General features: G+C 68.2%; 15 protein-coding genes and 2 pseudogenes. 11 read left to right on the top strand and 6 right to left on the bottom strand.

The features are described from left to right. Positions 1-131 precede the first annotated feature (131 nt). Positions 132-338, bottom strand: a pseudogene (locus WME83_RS13340) (IS66 family transposase); the annotation flags it as partial. A gap of 187 nt (positions 339-525) precedes the next feature. Here WME83_RS13340 and tnpA point away from each other — a divergent pair. The 3 genes from tnpA to tnpC all read left to right on the top strand — a co-directional run bounded on the left by tnpA (position 526) and on the right by tnpC (position 2,973). Continuing rightward, on the top strand, positions 526-867 hold the full coding sequence (gene tnpA, locus WME83_RS13335) for an IS66 family insertion sequence element accessory protein TnpA (protein ID WP_437313094.1): 342 nt from the start codon (positions 526-528) through the stop codon (positions 865-867). Then, the gene (tnpB, locus tag WME83_RS13330) at positions 864-1,235 is read left to right on the top strand and encodes an IS66 family insertion sequence element accessory protein TnpB (protein ID WP_437313095.1); all 372 of its coding nucleotides are present in this window, start codon (positions 864-866) and stop codon (positions 1,233-1,235) included. Before tnpA ends, tnpB begins: the two co-directional genes overlap by 4 nt. 118 nt (positions 1,236-1,353) lie before the next feature. After that, positions 1,354-2,973 carry an IS66 family transposase gene (gene tnpC / locus WME83_RS13325; RefSeq protein WP_437313096.1) on the top strand — a complete coding sequence of 540 codons (1,620 nt, stop codon included), beginning with the start codon at positions 1,354-1,356 and terminating at the stop codon, positions 2,971-2,973. Between the two features lie 386 nt (positions 2,974-3,359). Here tnpC and WME83_RS13320 read toward each other — a convergent pair whose 3' ends face one another. The 5 genes and pseudogenes from WME83_RS13320 to WME83_RS13300 all read right to left on the bottom strand — a co-directional run. Continuing rightward, complete coding sequence (locus tag WME83_RS13320) at positions 3,360-4,121, bottom strand: ATP-binding protein (RefSeq protein ID WP_437314540.1); 762 nt, start codon at positions 4,119-4,121, stop codon at positions 3,360-3,362. Continuing rightward, positions 4,118-5,605, bottom strand: a complete 1,488-nt coding sequence (gene istA, locus WME83_RS13315) for an IS21 family transposase (RefSeq protein ID WP_437319655.1) — start codon at positions 5,603-5,605, stop codon at positions 4,118-4,120. Before istA ends, WME83_RS13320 begins: the two co-directional genes overlap by 4 nt. A gap of 1,371 nt (positions 5,606-6,976) precedes the next feature. Next, positions 6,977-7,639 (bottom strand): hypothetical protein, encoded by a 663-nt coding sequence (locus WME83_RS13310; protein ID WP_437319654.1) that lies wholly within the window; start codon positions 7,637-7,639, stop codon positions 6,977-6,979. 3 nt (positions 7,640-7,642) lie between these two features. Next, positions 7,643-9,391 carry an AAA family ATPase gene (locus WME83_RS13305; RefSeq protein WP_437321995.1) on the bottom strand — a complete coding sequence of 583 codons (1,749 nt, stop codon included), beginning with the start codon at positions 9,389-9,391 and terminating at the stop codon, positions 7,643-7,645. Positions 9,392-9,433: 42 nt separating this feature from the next. Then, positions 9,434-9,658, bottom strand: a pseudogene (locus WME83_RS13300) (AAA family ATPase); the annotation flags it as partial. A gap of 595 nt (positions 9,659-10,253) precedes the next feature. Between WME83_RS13300 and WME83_RS13295 the strand changes: the two are divergent. From WME83_RS13295 to WME83_RS13260, 8 genes are all read left to right on the top strand, one after another. After that, entirely contained in the window at positions 10,254-10,751 is a 498-nt protein-coding gene (locus WME83_RS13295) for an RNA polymerase sigma factor (protein WP_437319653.1), read from the top strand. Further along, positions 10,748-11,044, top strand: coding sequence for a hypothetical protein (locus tag WME83_RS13290; protein ID WP_437319652.1), 297 nt, complete (start codon positions 10,748-10,750; stop codon positions 11,042-11,044). The genes WME83_RS13295 and WME83_RS13290 overlap by 4 nt, the downstream gene beginning before the upstream one ends. Before the next feature lie 225 nt (positions 11,045-11,269). Then, on the top strand, positions 11,270-11,974 hold the full coding sequence (locus tag WME83_RS13285) for a recombinase family protein (RefSeq protein WP_437319651.1): 705 nt from the start codon (positions 11,270-11,272) through the stop codon (positions 11,972-11,974). Then, complete coding sequence (locus tag WME83_RS13280; RefSeq protein WP_437319650.1) at positions 11,971-12,669, top strand: helix-turn-helix domain-containing protein; 699 nt, start codon at positions 11,971-11,973, stop codon at positions 12,667-12,669. The genes WME83_RS13285 and WME83_RS13280 overlap by 4 nt, the downstream gene beginning before the upstream one ends. A gap of 564 nt (positions 12,670-13,233) precedes the next feature. Continuing rightward, positions 13,234-14,685: a hypothetical protein gene (locus WME83_RS13275; protein ID WP_437319649.1), complete on the top strand. Its 1,452-nt coding sequence runs from the start codon at positions 13,234-13,236 to the stop codon at positions 14,683-14,685. After that, entirely contained in the window at positions 14,682-16,928 is a 2,247-nt protein-coding gene (locus WME83_RS13270) for a hypothetical protein (RefSeq protein WP_437319648.1), read from the top strand. The genes WME83_RS13275 and WME83_RS13270 overlap by 4 nt, the downstream gene beginning before the upstream one ends. A gap of 14 nt (positions 16,929-16,942) precedes the next feature. Then, positions 16,943-17,977: a hypothetical protein gene (locus WME83_RS13265; RefSeq protein ID WP_437319647.1), complete on the top strand. Its 1,035-nt coding sequence runs from the start codon at positions 16,943-16,945 to the stop codon at positions 17,975-17,977. Positions 17,978-18,619: 642 nt separating this feature from the next. Next, the gene (locus WME83_RS13260) at positions 18,620-19,084 is read left to right on the top strand and encodes a hypothetical protein (protein WP_437319646.1); all 465 of its coding nucleotides are present in this window, start codon (positions 18,620-18,622) and stop codon (positions 19,082-19,084) included. Positions 19,085-19,316 lie beyond the last annotated feature (232 nt).

Here is a 19,316-nt window from a genome sequence, read left to right as displayed (position 1 = left end):
CGCGAGAGGAGAGCACGGACATGGGGCGCCCCCGGCTCGGCGACGCCCCGCGGCGTGGCCAAGTGTCGGGGCAGATCTCGCTGACCAGGTGTCCCCGCGGCGTCGCCAAAAGTCGGCGTCAATCGCGGTCACGACACAGGGGCAGGCACATCGAGCGCAAACGCCGACCACTCTCCCAGCGTCGACGGCGACAGCGACACGCCGAAGCGAGCGTACTGCTGCGCCTGCCGGTACAGCGGCATCGCGTCCTCGAACTTCTCGACGATGATGCTCGCGAGCAGCCCCGGCCCCGAGCGTTCTCGATCCATCACCTTCTCGCTGTCCGCCGTCGTTGTAGATGATCGCGGCAACCCGCGGCATTTTGGTGAAGTTCACCGGTGAAATCCGCGCCCGATGCCGGTGAAGAGCACGCCGGGTGCCGGTGAAGTTCACCGGTGAGGTCCGCGCCCGATGCGTACGCGTTCGGTGACCCACATGCTGTTTTGGAGCCTCGGTGCTGCGTAGAAACCGGCGCCGGAGGTGTGGATGGACGAGAGCAGACGCATCTGGCGCGACCGGGTGGCGCGCTGGCACAAGAGCGGGCACTCCGCCCGCGTGTTCGCGGAGCAGGAGGGGGTCAGCGCCGGCACGCTGTACTCCTGGAGCCGCCGGCTGGGCATGAAGCGGAGCGAGTACCGGCAGCGCTCGGATAAGGCGACGCTGCCTGCGTTGCTCCCTGTGGTGGTCGCCGCATCGGGCGCGACGGCGCCCTCGCCGGGCGCGGCGCTGGAGATCGTCCTGCCAGACGGCGCGGTCGTGCGCGTGCCGCCGACGTTCGACGAGGACACGCTGGCGCGCGTCGTTCGTGCGCTCGGGGGCTCGCGATGATCCCGGGCCGCGTCTCGATCTACGTCGCCACCGAGCCGCTGGACCTACGGCGGTCGTTTGATGGCCTCGCCGCCGTCGTGCGCGAGGTGCTGCGACAGGATCCGCTCTCCGGAGCGCTGTTTCTGTTCTTCAACCGGGCAGCCGACCGTTGCAAGGCTCTGTGGTGGGACCGCAGCGGGTACTGCCTGCTTTACAAACGTCTAGAGCGCGGGACCTTCCGAGCCCCGCGTGCGGTCACGCCGGGAGCCACGAGCGTCGTCATCGACGCGGCCGAGCTCGGGAAGATCCTCGAGGGCATCGCGCTTGCGCCGACGAAGCTGCGGCGCGAGGTCCGCCTCGCCGAGGCTGCACCGGCTCCAGCCCCCTGAGCTCACCTGAGCTTCGCGCACTGCCGGGCAGCGCACGCGCTGCATTCCGGCGAGAGCCACTTCTTTTCCTACGACAACCCCCTTCAAAAAGCAAGAAGTCACGAGTACTTAGCGCCTCGTGGGCAAGTCGCTCGAAGAGCAGATTCATGACCTGAAGGACAGGCTGGCGCGCGCCGCGCACGAGCGCGACGAGTACCGCAAGCTCTACGAGCTCGCCAGCATCGAGCTGGAGCGGCTTCGCCGGCACATCTTCGGCCAGAAGGCCGAGCACGTCGACCCCGGGCAGATGCAGCTGGCCTTCGACGCCATCGTGCAGATGCTCGCGGGCGCAGGGGCGCCGACGGGCGCAGCGGCGCCAGCCGACGCGGACGCGCCAAGCTCGCCTGAAGGCGGCGGTGCGGCGCCAGCAGGCGCATCCGGTGGCGGCGGCAAGGGGCGCAGGACTACCCCGCACGGACGGCAGAAGCTGCCCGAGCACCTGCCCATCGAGCGGATCGAGCTTCTCCCGCCCGAGATGCGCGACGAGCGCGCCGCCGCGATGGTCCGCATCGGCGAAGAGGTGTCCGAGACGCTGGAGTGGCGGCCCGCGAGCTTCGTGCGGCTGCAGATCGTGCGGCCCAAGTTTGCCAAACAGGGCGAGCCGGAAGCGGGCGTGGTCATCGCGGAGGTGGCCGACAGTCCCGTCCCCCGGTCGCTCGCCGGACCAGGGCTGCTCGCGCACGTGCTGGTGAGCAAATACGGCGACCACCTGCCGCTGCATCGGCAGGAGAAGATCTTCGAGCGCCAAGGGGTGCACCTGGCGCGCTCGACGCTCTGCGGCTGGGTCAGCTCGTGCGCCGAGGTGCTGGGCCATCTGGTCGCCGCCATGGCGAAAGACGCGCTCTCCGCGCATTGCATCGCCATCGACGCCACCGGGGTGCTCGTGCAGGCGAAGGACAAGTGCCGGCGCGGTCACTTCTGGGTGCTCGTCGCAGACCGCGACCACGTGCTGTTTCGCTTCACGCCGCGTCACAACCAGGATGGTCCCAAGGAGTTTCTCCGCGGGTACAAGGGTTACGTCCAGGCCGACGCATCGAGCGTCTACGAGGAGCTGTTTCGGACCGAGCAGGTCACAGAGGTGGGCTGCTGGGCGCATTGCCGGCGGCGCTTCTTTGAAGCGATGTCGTCGGACCGGGAGCGCGCGATGGCGGCTCTCGGCTTCATTCACCAGCTCTTCGCCATCGACAAGGCCACCAAGGACCTGGCTCCCAGCCGCCGCACCGAGCAGCGCCGCAGCAGCGCCCAGCCCGTGCTCGATGCCTTCCGCGCCTGGCTCGACAAGGAGGAGCTGCTCGTGCTGCCTAGGAGCCCCATCGCCGGAGCCATCGGGTATGCGCGCAACCAGTGGACTGCGCTCACCCGTTTCCTCGAGGACGGGCGGCTTCGCTTGGATAACAACCGCAGCGAGCTCGAGCTCCGCAGGGAGGCCCTCGGTCGGAAGAACTGGATTTTTGTGGGCAGTGACGACGGAGCGGAGTGGAACGCCACCATCGTGTCCTTGATCGCCTCCTGCGCGTTGCACCAGCTCGACCCCTGGGCCTACCTGCGCGACGTGCTGATCCTGCTGCCGGGCTGGCCGCGCGATCGGGTCATCGAGCTCGCTCCCAAGTCCTGGAAGCAGACCCTCGAGAACACCGACGCTCGGCAGCGGCTCGCTGCCAGCCCGTGGACGTGGGCGCCAGCCACGCTGGCCGCGTGAGCGCTGCGGCGCCTGCTCTGCGCTACGGGTGACCTCCGGCGGCGTCGCGCTGGCCGTGGGCGGCGCTCGCCGGCGTTGCCGCGGGGGTGAGGCATCTCCGCCGTCCGCCGCGGTGCGTGGCGTGCAGCCGACCTTTTGCTGCTCAGGCTCCGCAGCAGGGGCGTTCGGTCTGCCGGCGCGCCGCCTCCGCATGCCGACGTCGCCAGCCGCGCGCTCCTCGGCCTCCGCCTCGAGTCCCTTCCGTCTGGTCTCGCCGCTGGTCACGCCGCCCTGCCGTCGCTCTCGCATCGCACGGCAAGCCTATGTCCCCGGTCTGCTCGGCGTCAGGATGGGCTCTACCGAACGCATACCCCGATGCCGGTGAAGTTCACCGGTGAAGAGGCCGCTCAGTGCTTCTTGCTGCGGCGCTGCTTGGTGCGTATGGCGTTCAGCTCCTTGGCTTCCTTGAGCCGGTAGCTCTCGGCCTCGATCTCGATCACCTCGGCGCGGTGCACGAGCCGGTCGACGAGCGTGACGACGCACGCGGCGTGCGGGAAGACCTGGCCCCAGTCAGCGAAGGCCTTGTTCGTGCTGAGCAGGAGCGGCTTCTGCGCGTCGTAGCGACGGGTGACGACCTCGAAGAGCAGGTCGGCGTAGCGGCTATCGTAGGAGAGGTAGCCGACTTCATCGATGCAGAGAAGCGCGGGGACCGTGTAGCGGCGGAGCCTTCGCGCGAGCGCGACCGAGGACTCTTGCGCCGCGAGGTCGGCGAGCATGTCGCTCGCGGTCGAGAAGCGGACCGTGTGGCCGCGGACGACGGCCTGGTGGGCGAGGTTCTTGAGGATCATGGTCTTGCCGACGCCGTTGGGGCCGACGAGCACGGCGTTATGGCCGGTGGTGAGGAAGCCGAGGCTGAAGAGCTCGTCGACGGCCTCGCGGTCAATCTTCTTGGGCCACGACCAGTCGAAGTCGGTCATGGGCTTGAAGGCGGCGACGCGGGAGTTCTTCAGGCGGCGTTCGAGGCTGCGCTTGTGGCGCTCACGCTCCTCGATGGCGAGCACCTCGCGAAGCCAGGGCTTGTCGGCGAGCTGCTCCCAGCAGGCGAGCAGGCCAAAGAGGCCGAGGCTCTTGAGGCGGTCTTTGGTCTCAGTGGGCGTGAGATCGGTCATGGCGTGGGGTCCATCTTCAGGGCGTCGTAGGTAGCGAGCGAATGCGGCGTGACGACGAGAGCGGCGTGCTGGCTGCGGGTGACGGGGATCGAGACGGGAGGCGGCAGGCACCGCTCGGAGCGGCGGCGGTCGAGCACCTGGCGGATGGCACCGACGTGGATGGTGTCGCGCTCGAGCACCTCGACGAGGGCCTCTTCGAGCTCGGCGCCGCCGACGGCATCGAGCAGCTGCAGAAGCCGGGCGATCGTGCTGCCGATGTTGTCGCCGCGCTCGGCGACGATGCGCAGGAAGGCCTGGCTGCTGCGGGCGGCGCGAGCGAGCCGATCGAGGCCGCGGTGCTCGCGGGCGCGGCGCTTCTCCTCGACGAGGCGCTGGAGGTGCTCGGGCTGCTCGATCTGCTGGCCGCGGTCCCACGAGCGGACATGGGTCGCGACGATCACGTTGCCGTCGGCGATGCGCACCTGGTCGAGGTCAGCGAGGACGACGAGCGTGCGGCGTGTCCGGTCATGGGGGACCGAGTAGTCGTTGAGATCGAAGCGCGCGTAGGGGGTCTTTCCGACCTCGACCTCGACGCGCTCGTGGGCGGGAAACGGCGTGTCGGGGTGCCGCAAGAGCACGCCGCGCTCGTCGTCGAAGGCCTGACGCACGGTACGCGCGCGATCCTCGACCCAGGAGCGGTCGAGCGCCGCGGCGCTGGTCCACTCGGTCGCTTGTCGGTTGAGATCGCCCAGGTCGGCGTACGTCCGGGCCTCGAAGAAGGTTTCGCGGATATAGCGGATGGCGCGCTCGACGCGGCCCTTCTCGTTGCCGCGGGCGACGGCGACGGGGCGCGGCTCGAAGCGGTAGTGCGCCGAGAGGTCCAGCAGCGTGGGGTGGAACCGGATCGCGTCGCCGTGGCGCTCGACGACCGCGCTCTTGAGGTTGTCGTAGAGCAGCACGCGCGGGACGCCGCCGAAGTCGGCAAACGCCTCGACGTGCCCACGCACGAAGAAGGGCATCGCCGCGCCCGGGAAGAAGCGCAGGAAGATGCGCCGCGAGTAACTGAGCACCATGACAAAGGCCCAGAGCGGGCGCCGAGCCCGGCCGACAGCCAGCTTGCCGAAGTGCGCCCAGTCGACCCGCGCTTGCTCGCCGGGCAGCGTGCGCAGCCGCTGGAATGCTTCCGCCGGCTTCTTGGGGCGGAGACGGCCGATCACCCGGCGCAGATGATCGGGACCGCCCGGGTAGCCGCGCTCCTTCAGCATAACGAAGAGGCGACTGGAGCGTAGCGAGGGATACTTGCCGAGCTGCTCGACGATGAAGGGCACGAAGGGGTCGACCATGGACGGGCGCGGCGCGACGACCTTCGGATCGACGCCCGCTTGTCCGAGCACGCGCTGCACGGTGGTGTGGTGCAGCCCGAGCTGGCCGGCGATGGTGCCGACGGGCCACTTCTCGCCATGGTAGAGGCGCAGGATCTCCGCCTCCTTCTCCTTGGCGATCACCGCCGCCTCCGGTCACCGCGGAGGCCCTCGTGGGACGCGGGGAGCGCGTCGGTGAAGCGCTGGCCGCGCGCGTCGCTCGCGCAGGGCCCAGGGCGGAAGCCGCGCCCCGCAGAGCGAGCAGCGGCCGACATCTCGGATTCGATTGTCATCGTTGTCCTTTCGGCCGGAGGTGATCTCCGGCGCGAGCTGGGACGTCGACGCGGCCGCGGCTTGCGTCACCCCGTGATGCGTCACTTTCTGCGCGGAGAACTTGTTGCGCTGCCGGTCGCGGTAGCGGGCCTGGCGAGCGGCCTGGAGGCGCCGAGCCCGAGGCCGGGTCCGGTAGGCGGCGCCGGCGCGGCGGAGCGACTCACGACGCCGCAGCGGGCGGCAGTCGAGGCACAGGCGCTGGCCGCGATCGCAGCGACGGCAGAGGCGAAGCTGGACACGGCAGCCGGTGCACTGGGCGAGGCGGTAGGCGGACGAGAGCAAGGGGCTCCATGCCGCCGTTTTCTGGACCTGGAGCCCGGCTTGTGATGAAGGAGGGGGACTCCGGTAGGCGGAGCTCCAGAAGGCCCGAGGGTGGCAGCCCTTGGGCCTTCGACTTTTCGGCGGGCGCTACGTCTACGACGCGCAGGCGAGCGCGGCCCAGATCGGCGCGTGGGCCGGCGGTGAACGGTGAACGCGGGCGATCACGTGGCCGCGGTCTTCACCGATCGGCCGCGGGACGCGATGATCACCGACAGTCGTCACGCCTTGTTACCGAGCAGGCTGTTTGATGGCCGGACGATCCGGCTCCGTGATGGGCATCGTCGACGTGGATCTCCGCTCACCGCGGTCGCAGCGAGGCGAGGCGCCGGGTCACCTCGGCGGGCGCAGAGCGCCAGAGCGCCGGCGCACTCTACGCACGTGGCCGCCTTCCACAAGCACGCTTCAGAACGCGCTCTGCGGAGCGGCTACGCTGATGGAGAACGTCGTCGCGCTCAGCGACTACCCGAGGTGATTCGGGTGTCAGTATAAGAGCTACACCCACGCGACATGCGGCGCAGACAGCTTCAGCACCGCCGTCGTCAGGCTCGGGACTTCGACTCCCTCCTCCCCGCTCCGTCGCTTCGTCGACCTCGCGGCAGAACGGAGCCGGCGCGGCGGCTAGTATCGCGTCGGCCATGCGCTCGGGCTGGTTGATGGCCATCCGATGCCCCGAGTCCCCGGCGGAGGCTTCGTCCACCCATCGCTCGCACGCGGCGGTTGCCGGAGTGCGGCGGATGGCTCGACCGCGGGAGAACTCGTCACAAATAGATGCACGCTCCCGGCGCGCATTAGCGCAACGGCGGAGCCGATCTGCCGCATCGCCACGGTGCAACCAAACGCACCTGCTGCGTCTACTCCTCCCTAGGTCGGCCGTCCAGCAAACGCCACGGTCCATGCCGCGATCTCCTCGCATAGGCTCGCCAGCGCCTTATCGTGCTCGATGTCGAGCAAATTGGCGACGCGTCTGGGCATCTCGCTCTCAATCCACTCGACGGCTCGCTCCAGGGCCTTTTCCCCCAGGCTCTCGACGACCCAGCAGCTGCAGTCGGCCTCCTCCCGGCAAAGCGAAAGTCGAGTGCACTGATCTCGCTTCGCTGCACGACTGACAGTCAACCAGAACTGCTTCCCGCTGACGTTATCCATGGATTGTATCTCGAACAATCGAAGGCCATTTTTTAGATTAGCATGTGTCTGCCAAGGATGCACGTTCGACGGAACCTTCTTCCCCAGCACCTGCAGGCGCTCTGGAACGGATGGTGTGTTTACGTGAGGGCTGAGTGCCTCTTCATACAGAGCAAAGGGGAGGATATTTTCGGCCGTGCGCGTATGTAGTACGACCTTTCGCTGGAATGCTGGTCGCCCTCGATCGTCGACCTTTTTGGCGGTTTCGCCAGGCATCGCACTGGGGTGGTCCCTATCGCTGTCAACGATTGCAATTATAATGCGCCCGGCGTCCGCCAAGTGTGCGAAAGTCTTTCCAGTGGTATCTCCGCCGCCGTTCTCAAGCGCGCATGCGATCTGCACACGCTATCGGCGAAACGCGACGAACGCTCGACCCATCGCCGCATAGAGTCGCGCGTCCGTGTGGTTCTCTCCGAGCAACACTGAACAGCCCGCACGCTCAAAATCCTCGAAGTGATGCATGTGGACCCGTATCACATGGCGACCTTCGCACGTGCTTGCTTTCCCGTTGTACGCGGTGCCGATGCCTATCTCCAAATGCCACAAGATGGCCTTGCGGAGCCCTTCGATCTCTGCCCAGTCTCCCTTGATCTTGCCTATTGCCGCTCTTGCTCGCTCGGACAATCGCGAGGCCGCCGTCGAGAGCTTGCGCAGTGCGTCGATATTAAATGAAAGAACATGCTTGCGGCTATGGTGTGCCGCCAATAGATTCTCGATACACCCAAGCGTGCGTGTTGACGATTCCGTGCTTCCAAGCGCGTCGTCCACGGACGACCGGTCGATGCGGATCAACATAAACTGTTCGTCTGCTACCGGTGCAAAGAAACCAAATGGCCAGTCCCGGAGGGCGCCATCATCATCGTAGCCTGCGAGGCGCACCGTGGTGTATCGTGTCTCATCGTCCTGCTCAAAGAGGACGATCTGTACGTCTGGCGCGGCTATCATGTTGTCATGGATCAGCATACCGAGACCATTGATGATTGCCTCGCTGTGGGTCTCGATCATCAGCCGGATATCGCGCTTTATTTTACGGCTCTCGAGTAGCGCCCCGGCGAGCATTGGAGCCAGCTTGGCTTGGTGGGCCGGATGCAGGTGCAGCTCGGGTTGCTCGATGGTCAAGATTGACGTCGGACGATTGCCAGCGCGAGCCCTCCGGCAGCATGTGGACCATAGGATGGCGGTGAGAGGAAGGACCTGAGAGAAGCCAAAGCCGATGTCTACGAGGTTCATATGACGCCCCGAACCGGGCTCTTTGACGAGGATGCCAGCGTGTATGCCTTCGATTCGGATCTTTGATTCGAACCCGAGATACTCTCGCGTAAATGCGGCAAAGCTGTTGCTCTCTTCCTCGGAAAGTGAACGCAAAAACATGGCCAGGTTATCCCCGCGAGGATCGACTTCGCTCACGGAGAGGTCCTGGACACGATATGAACGCTCCGCAGTCGCCCTGAGCGGGGCGAGATAGGTTACGCGAGACATGAAGTCTGCGACTCGCTGATCGATTGCTTGCAGCAGATACGGCGTCATGGCTGCAATTGCATGGTCTGCCACTGCATGAAAGTTTTGGTTGACAGGTTTAAGAGACGCTACCCGCTCTTTGAAATGGGCGCCGCCGTCGATGGACTTGAACTGCGAGAACATCTCCTCACGCGTGCCGATGCGCAAGGAGCGCCCGAATCCCTTCAATTTCTCATCGGACGTGTTGCCGTGAAAGAAGTATCTTAGCGCTGATGCCAGCTGCGAGACGAGAACTTCCCGTGCTCGCGAGGCATACTGAGGGGTGTCTATGCGCAGTGGTTGAATTACGGGCTGGTATGTTACTCGACCCTGGTCTCCTGCCTGTAACCAAGGTGTAAGATAACATGGGCCGTCGAGGAACAGTTTGTGTCTTCGTGGGGTAACGTTCGATTTGTTGACTTTGAACTCTGTGAGCTGCCCGTCCGGCGTGAAGCTCAGCCAAATCGTGTTACCTGCGAGCCGTAGCTCGTACGAATCGACGTACGCGCCGCGTGGGGGCTCCCCTTCCGCCAGCGTCATACTGGCCTCAAGTGTCGGCTCCGCGATCGTCAGGCGCGCGCTTCTGGGCAGCTTCACGGAGAACTCGAATGTAACGCTGCGTACGTCAGCTCGCTCGTTAATGGATTCCTGAATAGATCCGAAATCGACGTACCTCTGATGGTACCAGAGTATTGGACTCTCCGTCGCGGTCTCGACGCTCTGTCGGAGAAGCGGGAATGCTCGAAGGAATGTACTTTTCCCAGAGCTATTGCGACCGACCAGAACCGTGATCGGCTTGATCGGAACCGCGCCCGTATCACCGAGACAGCGGAGATTCTTTATTCGCAGGGCTTCCAGGCTCATGCGTGCTGCTCCACCGCCCACCCAGATGGTACCGATCTATCCTCGTGCATCATAGGCGGCGAAGGCTACCGAAGGACGCTCGCCGAGGCCAGGATTTTATAGCAGCTACCGCCTTCTTGAACCAGGCGCTGTCGGTGCGGCCGCTTTGGGAGCTGGGCTGATAGATGCCGCGTCGCGAGCGACCACGACATCGCGCAGGAAGATTGACAACGAGACGACCGTCTCGTTGTCAAAGCCCCGGACAGCCTGATTTGGTCGCCGCCGAGTGTGGGTATCGATTGCCCTTCTCGTGCTGACCACGTAAGCTCGCCGGACAAGCAAAGTGCCGCCCGCGGGTGCTGGTAACACCCCGGGCGGCGTGGCCGAACCCCGATAGCGCGAGGTCCGACATGTCCGTTGTATACTTACGCCCCCCGGCGGGCCAAGGAACCGATCCGCCTTCAGGACGGGCGGCTCGCCCGTCCGCTTCCCCCTCCGTAGAAGGCTCCGCCGGCCTGCGGCTCTCCCCCGAGCATCACAGGAGGCGCGGGTGAAGCGCCCGCGGAAGGGGGCTCGTCGCCCGCCTGCCGCACGACATCCAAGGAAGCGCCCGCCGGTGGAGGCGATCTTCGCGGAGCGGTCCCTCATCCGGGCCGTGCTCATCGCCAGCGGCGTGCCCGCGCGCGACCGCGCCGACGTTGAGCAGCAGGTGCTCATCGGCGCCTGGGATTCGGTGAGGCGCGGCCTATACCGCCCGGACCCGCGGGAGGACCCGCGCCGGGCGCTCCGCGGCTGGATTCACGGGATCGCGTGGCGGAAGGTCTCGCACTACTTCGGGTCATCCTGGGTGCGCCGCGCGGTCCTCCATGCGGAGCCGCTGGGCCTGCTCCGGGATCTCGCCGGCCCGAACCTGCACGCGCAGGTCGAGGCGCGCGAGACGCTCGAGGTGCTGACCGAGCTCCCGCTATGGCAACTCGAGGCGCTGCTCGTCGTCGACCAGCCCGAACCGCTCACCGAGCACGCCCGGCGGCACGGCATGAACCCCGCGACCGTCGCGAGCCGGCTGCGCATCGCCCGCAAGACGCTGACGCGGAAGCTCCGGAGGCGCGGATGAGCGACCGAGCCGAGAAGCGACGGCGCCGCAGGAAGCTGCCGAGGCCCATCACCCCCATCATGACGGCCATCAGGCTGACCGAAGCCGACCTGACCACGATCGCGGAGGCAACGCCGGTGCTCGACGGCTTCCCAGGGGTGCGCCCGTGGGACCGCGACCAGCTCTGGGCTGCCGTCCTCGACGCCAGCCTGAACGCCAAGACCAAGCGCGAGCGGGAGCTCTTCATCAAAGCGCGAGCCGTCTTGCAGGTACTCGACGCGATCGATCGATACTACGTCAACCGCGACGAGTAGACGCTCCACGGGCGGCGCACGCCGGGCGAGCGACGCGAATCCGCATGGCCACGCACGCCCGGTGAAGCGGGGCGCGTAGTTCGCCTGTCGCAGCCCCTCCATCGCGAATGAGACTTGCTGCTCGACCACTGCCGCGCCGTGCGCCACGGGACCGCCCTCGCAGCGCCGCCGTAGGTCGGTGGCGATCCCCTTGATCGTGTATATATTGAGATACATAATATACACATGAGCGAGCGGACGAGGGCGATCGGTTACGTGCGGGTCTCGACCGAGCACCAGGCAGAAGGCGGCGTGAGCCTCGCTGCGCAGCGGGCCAAGCTCGAAGCCTACGCGACGGCGATGGATCTGGACCTCGTGGACATCATCGAAGACCCCGGCGTCGGCGCCAGGACGCTCGCTCGCCCCGGCCTGCAACGCGCGCTTGCCACGCTCGACGCTGGCCAGGCTTCCGCGCTGCTCGTGGTGGAGCTCGATCGGCTCACGCGCAGCGTGCGCGACCTCGACACGCTGATCGCCCGCTATTTCGCCGAGCGCTTCTCGCTTCTGTCGGTCGCCGATTCGGTCGACACGCGCTCTGCCGCGGGGCGCCTTGTGCTGAACGTGCTCGCGTCGGTCGCGCAGTGGGAGCGCGAAGCGACCGCCGAGCGCACGCGCGACGCGCTGGCCCAGCTCCGCGCCGATGGCGTGCGGCTCGGCGGGGCGGCGCTCGGGTGGATTCACACCGGGGAGGCCGATGCAAACGGCCGGCGCATCATCGCCCGCGTGCAGGACGAGGCTGCGACGGTGGATCGGATCCTCGCGCTCCGCGCCGAGGGCCTCTCGCTGCGCGAGATCGCCGCGACCCTGACCGATGAGGGATACCGGACGAAGCGGGGCGGTAGCTGGGCGGCTGAAACCGTGCGAAAGGTGCTCGCGAGGTCGAGAGAGTGAGCTTCGCCATCGCGTGCAAGATCTGGGGCAGCGCAGCGGTTCGGCATGCCCTGGCCGAGCCGAACCCCGAACCGGCAACCCGGGAGCTCTGCCAGAAGATCCTGAAGCACGCGGACCCGCCCGGCGCTTTCCGCGCGTGGGCGCTCGCGCAGCCCTGGCCGCGGTTCTGCGCGATCGTGCGCATCGTCGCCGGAGAAGAGCGTCGAGAGGTTGACGAAGCCGTGAAGGAAAGGATCAAGAGCATGGCACGCATGGGCCGCCCCCCGAAGGAAGACCGGAGCACCGTCGCCGGTGTCATGGTCCACGTCCGGCTCACGCCGGGGGAGGTCGAGACCATCGATGCGGAGGTCGAGCGCCAGCGCGCCGTTGCGCCGCCCGGCCTCGCCGACAAGGTGTCGCGATCGTCGGTCATCAAGGGGCTGATCTCGACGCTGCGCCAGCCTGCCGCAGAGCCCGCGCCCGCCGCTTCGCCTTCAAGGTCTCCCGCTCGCGAGAGCAGCGAAACCGACGTCCGCGAGCTCATGACCCGCTGCTTCGAGCGGGGCCTCACCCAAGCCCAGCTCGCGAAGCTCTCCGGCGTGGAGCGTTCTCAGATCAGCCGCTTCCATACGAAGAACGCCACCAAGCCGCCGCTGTCACCCGAGAAGGTGGTAGCCCTCGCCCGCGCGCTGCGCGCCTGGGAAGCGACGCAGTAACCCGCGCGCGTGCTGCGCGCACCTGGAGAACGCGTCCAGACGCTTCGATCTCGCACCGGAACGGCTCAACGCCATCGCGATCACTAGGACGCGCGCCTCACCTTGAAGGACGGCTCGCGGCTTTCAGTCTGTCTGTTCGCTCCCTTCTCCTAGGCTCACGCCCGCGACCGCGCCAAGAGCCTTACGGAGACGGCCCGCGTCGAGGGCGCCACGAAGCCGCGGCCGGGTAGCGCCGGGGAGTGGCCTCGCCAGGCCCGAGCGGGTCGTGCACGGCCAGCCGGTTGCCGGAGGCGGCGCCCTGGTCGCTGGCAGGCGCTCCGACTGACCGACGCCATCCGCTGTGCTCGACCCGGCCCCGAAGAGCCGGATGTGAACAGCACTTGTCCGGTTCTGTGAGAGGCGCCCCCCGGCAACGGGGTGCGCCTGCTCGATCCCGTGGCGCGGCTCTCGGATGAACAATGTCCGAGCGCTTTTGTGTGGCGGCTTGCATTCGGGGGGGGGCGAACGGACGAGCGTGCGCGGGCGAGAGACATCGCAGGGGAGGCCACGAGAATGGAAGAGAGAATGCGGCGCCCGACGAGGGGGCTGGTGGTGGTGGCAGCGGCGCTGGCGCTCGGCGCGGGGGCGTCGTCCGGGTGCTTGTGGGAGCCGAGCGATGACACGCTCGGGCGCTTCTGCGCGGCGCCCGCGAATAGCGATGGAGAGGACTACTGCGTGGGCTCGAACCGGAGCCCGGGCGACGCGTACAGCCACGTGGAGGCGCGCGGAGGTTTGCCGATAGAGATGTGGGCCGAGCTGCCCCGCGACGTGTCGATGATGGATCTCGCCGCGAGCGAGGACCAGCTCAAGGTCTGGCTCCGCAACGTGGACAAGGTCATCTCGTACGTGCGCGACGAGAAGAGGAACGCCGAGTCGTACGGCGCGACGCTGCAAGGCGAGCTCCGCTTTCTGCTCGAGTATGCCGAGGGCCAGCAGCGACAGCTCCTCGATCAAGAGCCGGTCCGTGCGGCCGACCGCTTCAAGGAGGCGATGACCGAGAAGGCGCGCGCCGAGGAGGCCCCGCTCGCCGCCGCGCTCGCGGCGGACAAGCAGTCGATGGCGGCCGCGCGGGCGGTCTTCGCGCGCGCGAGGGACGAGGCTGCGCCGCTGCAGGCCAGGTACGCGAGCACGGCCGCGCGCTTCGCGGCGTACCGCGCGACGGAGGCGGCGGAGACGGCGGCGTACGTGGCGCTCTCGGAGCGGGCGTCGCGCTCGGGGATCGACGGCCTCGACGGCGTGGAGCAGGCGGTGCTGTCGGCGGCGCGCGAGGCGAGCCGGACGCCGGGCGAGCTCACCGCGGAGGTGATGTCGCTCTCGGCGGAGCTCGGGGCGCTCGCGTTCGCGTTCGAGGAGGCGATCGCGCCGCACAAGGAGGTGCTGGCGACGCACGGGGCGGCGGTGCCGGACATGACGTCGGGGGCGCTGCGGTCGCTGAGCGCGATGCTGGGCTACGTGCAGCGGCGGGTCACCCGGAGCGACGCGACGGCGACGGCGCTGCTCGGCGGCGTCGCGCTGCGGCGGCAGGCGCTGCGCGTGCTGGGGGGGGACGATGTGACGCGCGAAGCGATCGCGCGATCTCGGATCGCGCGGGCGTCAGAGGTGTTCCGCGCGGGGGTGAGCGCGCGGGCGGCGGCGCTGTCGGCGGCGCCGCCGTTGAGCGAGAAGCTCGGGCTGCCGCTGCTCGCGGAGCGGTGCGGGGAGCTCTCGGCGCTGGCGCAGATGCGGCCGCTCTGCGACACGTCGCGGGGCTCGTGGCGCGAGGCGGGGTGCGCGGCAGTTCGAGGGTCGATCGAGGCGGCGGAGGTCGAGCTCAGGGCGGGCTTGCCGAAGAAGATCGCGGCGGGGCTCGCGACGTTGCGGGCGAAAGGGATGGCCGCGGCGGCGCTGGACGTGGCGCAGGCGAGGCTGGACGCGGGCGACGTGAAGGGCGCCGCGATGGCTTACGATGCCGCGGTGCGCGGCGCGGAGGGGACATGAGAGGCTCGAAGCAGGTTGCGCTGCGCGGCCGGAGCGCCGCGGCCTTCAAGCGGCTCGCCGCGCTGCACGGGCGGAGCGCCGGGGTGCTGCAGAAGCTCGTCGCGCTGGTCACGGTGCTGGCGGTGCTGGCGCCGTCGTTCGCGTGGGCCGGCACGCCGTACCGCCTGAGCTGGGTCAGCCACCACGACCTCACGTCGTGCGGACGGCCCGAGCTGGAGCATGAGGGCGACACCCTCTTCGACGTGAACGACGTGCCCCTGCCCACCTACGGGGTCCCGGGCGCGCTGCAGACCGAAGGTGACGGCTCGCAGAGCAACAGGCTCGGGGCGGAGTTCGACTCGGTGCTGCTCCACATGGGCAGGAACGACTTCCACTTCAGGGTCCACACCGTGAACGGCGGCGACTGGTGCACCCACGCGCAGGACGTGGTGCACCTCGTCTCGGAACCGCTCGGGCTGAACAAGCCGCTCTTCAACATCCGCCGCGATGGGACGGGCTTCGAGGGCGACACCGACGTCGACCTGCGCCTCGCGGAGGTCAACCCGGTGCTCGCGCGCGACATCGCCATCCTCGAGACCGCGATCACCAGGCTGCTCGAGGGGCTCGTCCGGAACGCGGCCAGGATCGCCGACCTGCGTGCGAGGATGGACCTGCTCCAGCAGCTCGACACCGAGCTGCACGACCTGGTGAGCCGCCCGCTGGACGAGATCTCGCGGACCGACCTCGACGCGATCCTCGACCGGTACAAGGACGTGGTTGACGCGGAGACGCGGGCGGCGATGGAGCAGCTGGTCGACGACCTGAAGCGGAGCGTCAGCGACCTGGAGAGCGAGCTCGGCCGGTTGCTCGACGAATTCGGCGCGCAGGCGGACGAGGTGGCGGACCTCGCGACGCAGGACGCGCGGACCGAGGGGTGGAACCCGGACGACCCGCAGGCGTACGCGCTTGGGGAGAACGAGGTGCCGTGGGTGGAGGTGCCGGACATCGCGGAGGTGGACGGGGCGTTCGACGAGGGGCGGGATCCCTATGCGGCGTACGCAGACGCGGTGCTCGCGGCGCTTGAGGCGGACGTGAGTGACGGCGTGGTGGTGGCGCGGGCGGACTTCGTGGCGAACGTGAGGGCGTGGCGGGAGAACAGCGCAGCGCTCGAGATCGCGCTGCGCGACCGGATGGGGGTCTCGCTCGCGGAGACGAACGTGTTCCTGAAGGCGCAGAACCGGATCACGGCGTTCGTGCGGCGGTACATGGATGCGTCGGACTGGTTCGTGGACACGCCGGTGCCGGCGGATCTGCGGCTGGTGGTGGACACCGTGCTCAAGCCGAGGTTCGACGCGCTGGCGGACCAGATGAAGGACAGCCTGAACCAGTGGACGGGGGACGGGCTCGACCTGGAGCAGACGCAGCTCCACCAGACGATCAGCGCGTTCGCGGGGGCGATGTCGACGGTGGGCGAGGGGGCCGAGGCGTACGCGGGGGTGATGCAGACGCTGGTGCACGCGACGACGCGCATCGGGGTGGGGTTCGTGCCGGTGGTGGGGCCGGCGCTCGACCTGTGCGAGGCGGTCACCGGCAAGGCGTGGTGCCTGCCGGCCGGGCGAGAGTTGAGCGACGAGGAGCGGATCTTCTCGGGGATGGGGTTCGGGCTCGGCGCGGTCGGACCGATGTGGCGCGCGGTCAAGACCAGCAGCGGGCTGCGGCCGGCCGCGATCCGGGTGGCCGGGGAGATCGCCGAGATCGAGGAAGCGTTCGCCCAAATCGTGAAGACGAACCGTGTCAGGGGGTACAAGGGGCTCACCGGGGCAATCACGACGAAGCCGGTGAACATCTTCGAGAAGAAGGCGGCCAAGTTCCTGGTGGACGACGGAAGGGCGCTCATCGGGGTCGGCGACGACGGCGTGCGCGACGTGCTCAAGATTCCGAAGACAGGACGCCCTGGTACCATCGAGGCGAAGGCTCCCGATTTCGTGTCGGTGCGCGGAGGGAGCGAGCTGATTCTCAGTAAGGCAAAAGGTGGGGACAAGGTGATCGTCAAGGAGGTGATCGAGCAATTGACGAACGCGATGGACACGCTGAAGACGAAGTGGGGGCTCGATGGCGACGTTGCCCGCTTGGAGGTCATCATGAAGCAGGGGGCGAAGTTCGATAACGTGAACATCGGCGCGCGGGACGGCTACATGGTCAATCTGCTCACGGGCAAACCCGTCACCGTGGGCAACAAGTCTATCATGATGATCCGGCTATGAGCGATTCAGGCCCCATGTTCTACGCGTGGTGTGAGGAGGTGGACCGGGGCGACGCGCTCGCGGCAGCGCTGTCGACGCTGGTGATCCCGGGAGACCTCATCCGCGTGGCGATGGACAACGACATCTGGCGCAAAACGCACTCCATGGACGAGGTGCTCGCGACGGTCCGCGCCAACTTCTCCGGACGGATCAACGCGGACGTCTCGTCCGGTGTCGTGCTGCGCCACCCCGAGCGCGACGTCTGCTTCGGCATCGCGTGCTACACAGAAGAATGCGAACGCCTCAGTCCTTTCGGCCCTCTGGTCTTGCGCATCAGCGACAAGTCGGACTTTCTCCGTCCTGACCTCAATCTCGTCTTGGGCAGTGGCCCTCGGTCGATCGAGGTCGAAGCTGCGGTGGCGTGGCTCGTGATTGAGGACGACCTCGAGGACCTCTTGCTCCGCTTCTGCGCGCCAGACGCGAGCGGACGGATCCCGACCGGCGCGTGCACGAACGCTTGGGACTGGGTCGCACCGGTCGACATGTGCGCCACCTACAACGCGAATGCCGTGGAGCTCGCGCGCGATCTCGCCCTGTCGTGGGTGCACCTCCACGACAAGGGCAAGATCGAGCGCGCCGCAGGCATGTCGCTCGATGCGCTCCGCGCGCGGGTGGAAGCCGCGCCAGCCGGTGCGCGCGTCGCCATGAAAGGTGGCAGCGAGCACGCGCGTTCGCTCTCCCGCGACACCGTCCTCAAGGCGCTGGCGGCACCGCCCTCGGCGCTGCTCGACGCTCTCGAAGCATCGGCGGTGCCCGACGACGCGTGGCGCGCCGCCGCGCCGCGCGCGAGAGAGATTTTGGAGCTGACAGATCAGATCGAGGAGATCCAAGGCCTCCCCACCTGGCGGGTGGACACGACCACGCGCAAGCATGTCCGCTTCCTCGAAGAGCACGCCCCGTTCCACGTGCGCCGCCTGCCGAGCGGCGGCGTGGTGCTGGCCACGCACCCGTACCGCTCGCTCTGGCCCCTCTGGTCCGACGCGCTCTTCGTGCTCGGGCTGATGTCCTGACGCACGGCGCATGTCCCTTGTCTCTCCTTCGGGCTTCGCAACGGAGCGAGCACGTGCCGGACGGCGCATCCCTCCCTGAGCGCGCGGAGCGCGCGATTAGGGAGGGGCGGACCGCGCGCAGGCGCGGAGCGCCGAGCACGGGCCGGGGGTGGGCATCCGCTCTCTCGGAGCTGTCTGTGGCCGCCGTGCGCGGAATGGGTGGCCGGGTCGGCCGGAATACGCAGTTCCGTGAGAGGCGCCCCCCGGCAACGGGGGGCGCCTACTCGATCGTCTCGACGCGGGCGCGCGGGCCCGCGGTCTACCCGACGGGCCGACCGAGGCGCACGCCTCGGCGTCGGCTCTGGGCGCGGCCGAGGGGGCGCTCAGAACTACCAAATCGAGCCCTTCATTTCCCCCGTTTTCGGCCCCTCTGTGGAGCTCCCCAGAACACCTAACCCCGCGATGCACCAACGGTTTGCGCGCCGAGCCTCCAAGGGTATCTCGCGTCGAATTACCTTTGGCGCAGAATTACCTTTTCGGGCCCCATCCGGCCGCGTCGGTCACCGTTGCGCGCGGACTCGAAACGGATGGAGGTACGGCATGGCACGAGCGGTTCTCGCGCGCCCATCGACACAGCTCGCCCTGCGTCAGGCGGATAGCGTCATGCTCGCCGTCGAGCAGGAGGTTCTGGACACGCCCGTACGCGGACGGTTCAGCCGCAAAGTGATCGACCAGCCCGCGACGGCGACGGCGACCGCGAGGCTCGCGATCCCGCTCGACGGGCTCACGATCACGGCGCCGCCGCCGGAGATGCTCTCACAGAAGAACGTCGAGGTGGTCACCGGCATCCCGGCGCGCGTCTTCCTCGACACGATTCGCGCGCCGGGCTTCCCCTTGCCCGTCACGAAGCTCGGTAAGCTCCGCCTCGTCCAGCGCGAGGCGTTCGTCGCCTACCTCCAGGCGCTCGCCGAGGAACCGGCGGCGGGCCGTGACGCAGCGGCGGACGAGCGCACGCGCGTTGCCGCGGTGCTGGCCTCCGCCGGCCTCGAACCCGTCCCCTGCGCACGCAGCGGCCGGGCGAGTGCTCCTCCCCGAGGCGCGAGCCGTGGTAGGCTGCCGCAGAAGTAGAGCGGGCCCGCCCGACGCGCCAACGCCGGACGAGCCCTTGATCGACCCCCGTTGTCCCCGGAGACCGACCCATGACCGACGTACCCCACCGGCGGGCGCGTGCCAAGCGCTCGCCTTCGCTCCCCACCTCGTCTGTTCCTGCACCGCCATCGACCGACCGGCGCACGCGGCCGAGCCGGTCCAGCGGGCGCCCCTCACCGCCGGAGCAGGGAGCCGCGCCCGGCGCGAGCTC

It is taken from the genome of Sorangium sp. So ce385 (genome assembly GCF_051474135.1).
In the GTDB taxonomy this organism is placed as follows: Bacteria; Myxococcota_A; Polyangia; order Polyangiales; family Polyangiaceae; genus Sorangium; species Sorangium cellulosum_D.
This window is presented reverse-complemented; position numbering and strand designations above follow the sequence as displayed.

Excerpts from the sequence above, each read along its gene's own strand:
- tnpA (WP_437313094.1), top strand. The coding sequence starts at position 526 with ATGGACGAGAGCAGACGCATCTGGCGCGACCGGGTGGCGCGCTGGCAC.
- tnpB (WP_437313095.1), top strand. The coding sequence starts at position 864 with ATGATCCCGGGCCGCGTCTCGATCTACGTCGCCACCGAGCCGCTGGAC.
- WME83_RS13320 (WP_437314540.1), bottom strand. The coding sequence starts at position 4,121 with ATGACCGATCTCACGCCCACTGAGACCAAAGACCGCCTCAAGAGCCTC.
- WME83_RS13290 (WP_437319652.1), top strand. The coding sequence starts at position 10,748 with ATGAGCGACCGAGCCGAGAAGCGACGGCGCCGCAGGAAGCTGCCGAGG.
- WME83_RS13285 (WP_437319651.1), top strand. The coding sequence starts at position 11,270 with ATGAGCGAGCGGACGAGGGCGATCGGTTACGTGCGGGTCTCGACCGAG.
- WME83_RS13275 (WP_437319649.1), top strand. The coding sequence starts at position 13,234 with ATGCGGCGCCCGACGAGGGGGCTGGTGGTGGTGGCAGCGGCGCTGGCG.
- WME83_RS13270 (WP_437319648.1), top strand. The coding sequence starts at position 14,682 with ATGAGAGGCTCGAAGCAGGTTGCGCTGCGCGGCCGGAGCGCCGCGGCC.
- WME83_RS13265 (WP_437319647.1), top strand. The coding sequence starts at position 16,943 with ATGTTCTACGCGTGGTGTGAGGAGGTGGACCGGGGCGACGCGCTCGCG.
- WME83_RS13260 (WP_437319646.1), top strand. The coding sequence starts at position 18,620 with ATGCTCGCCGTCGAGCAGGAGGTTCTGGACACGCCCGTACGCGGACGG.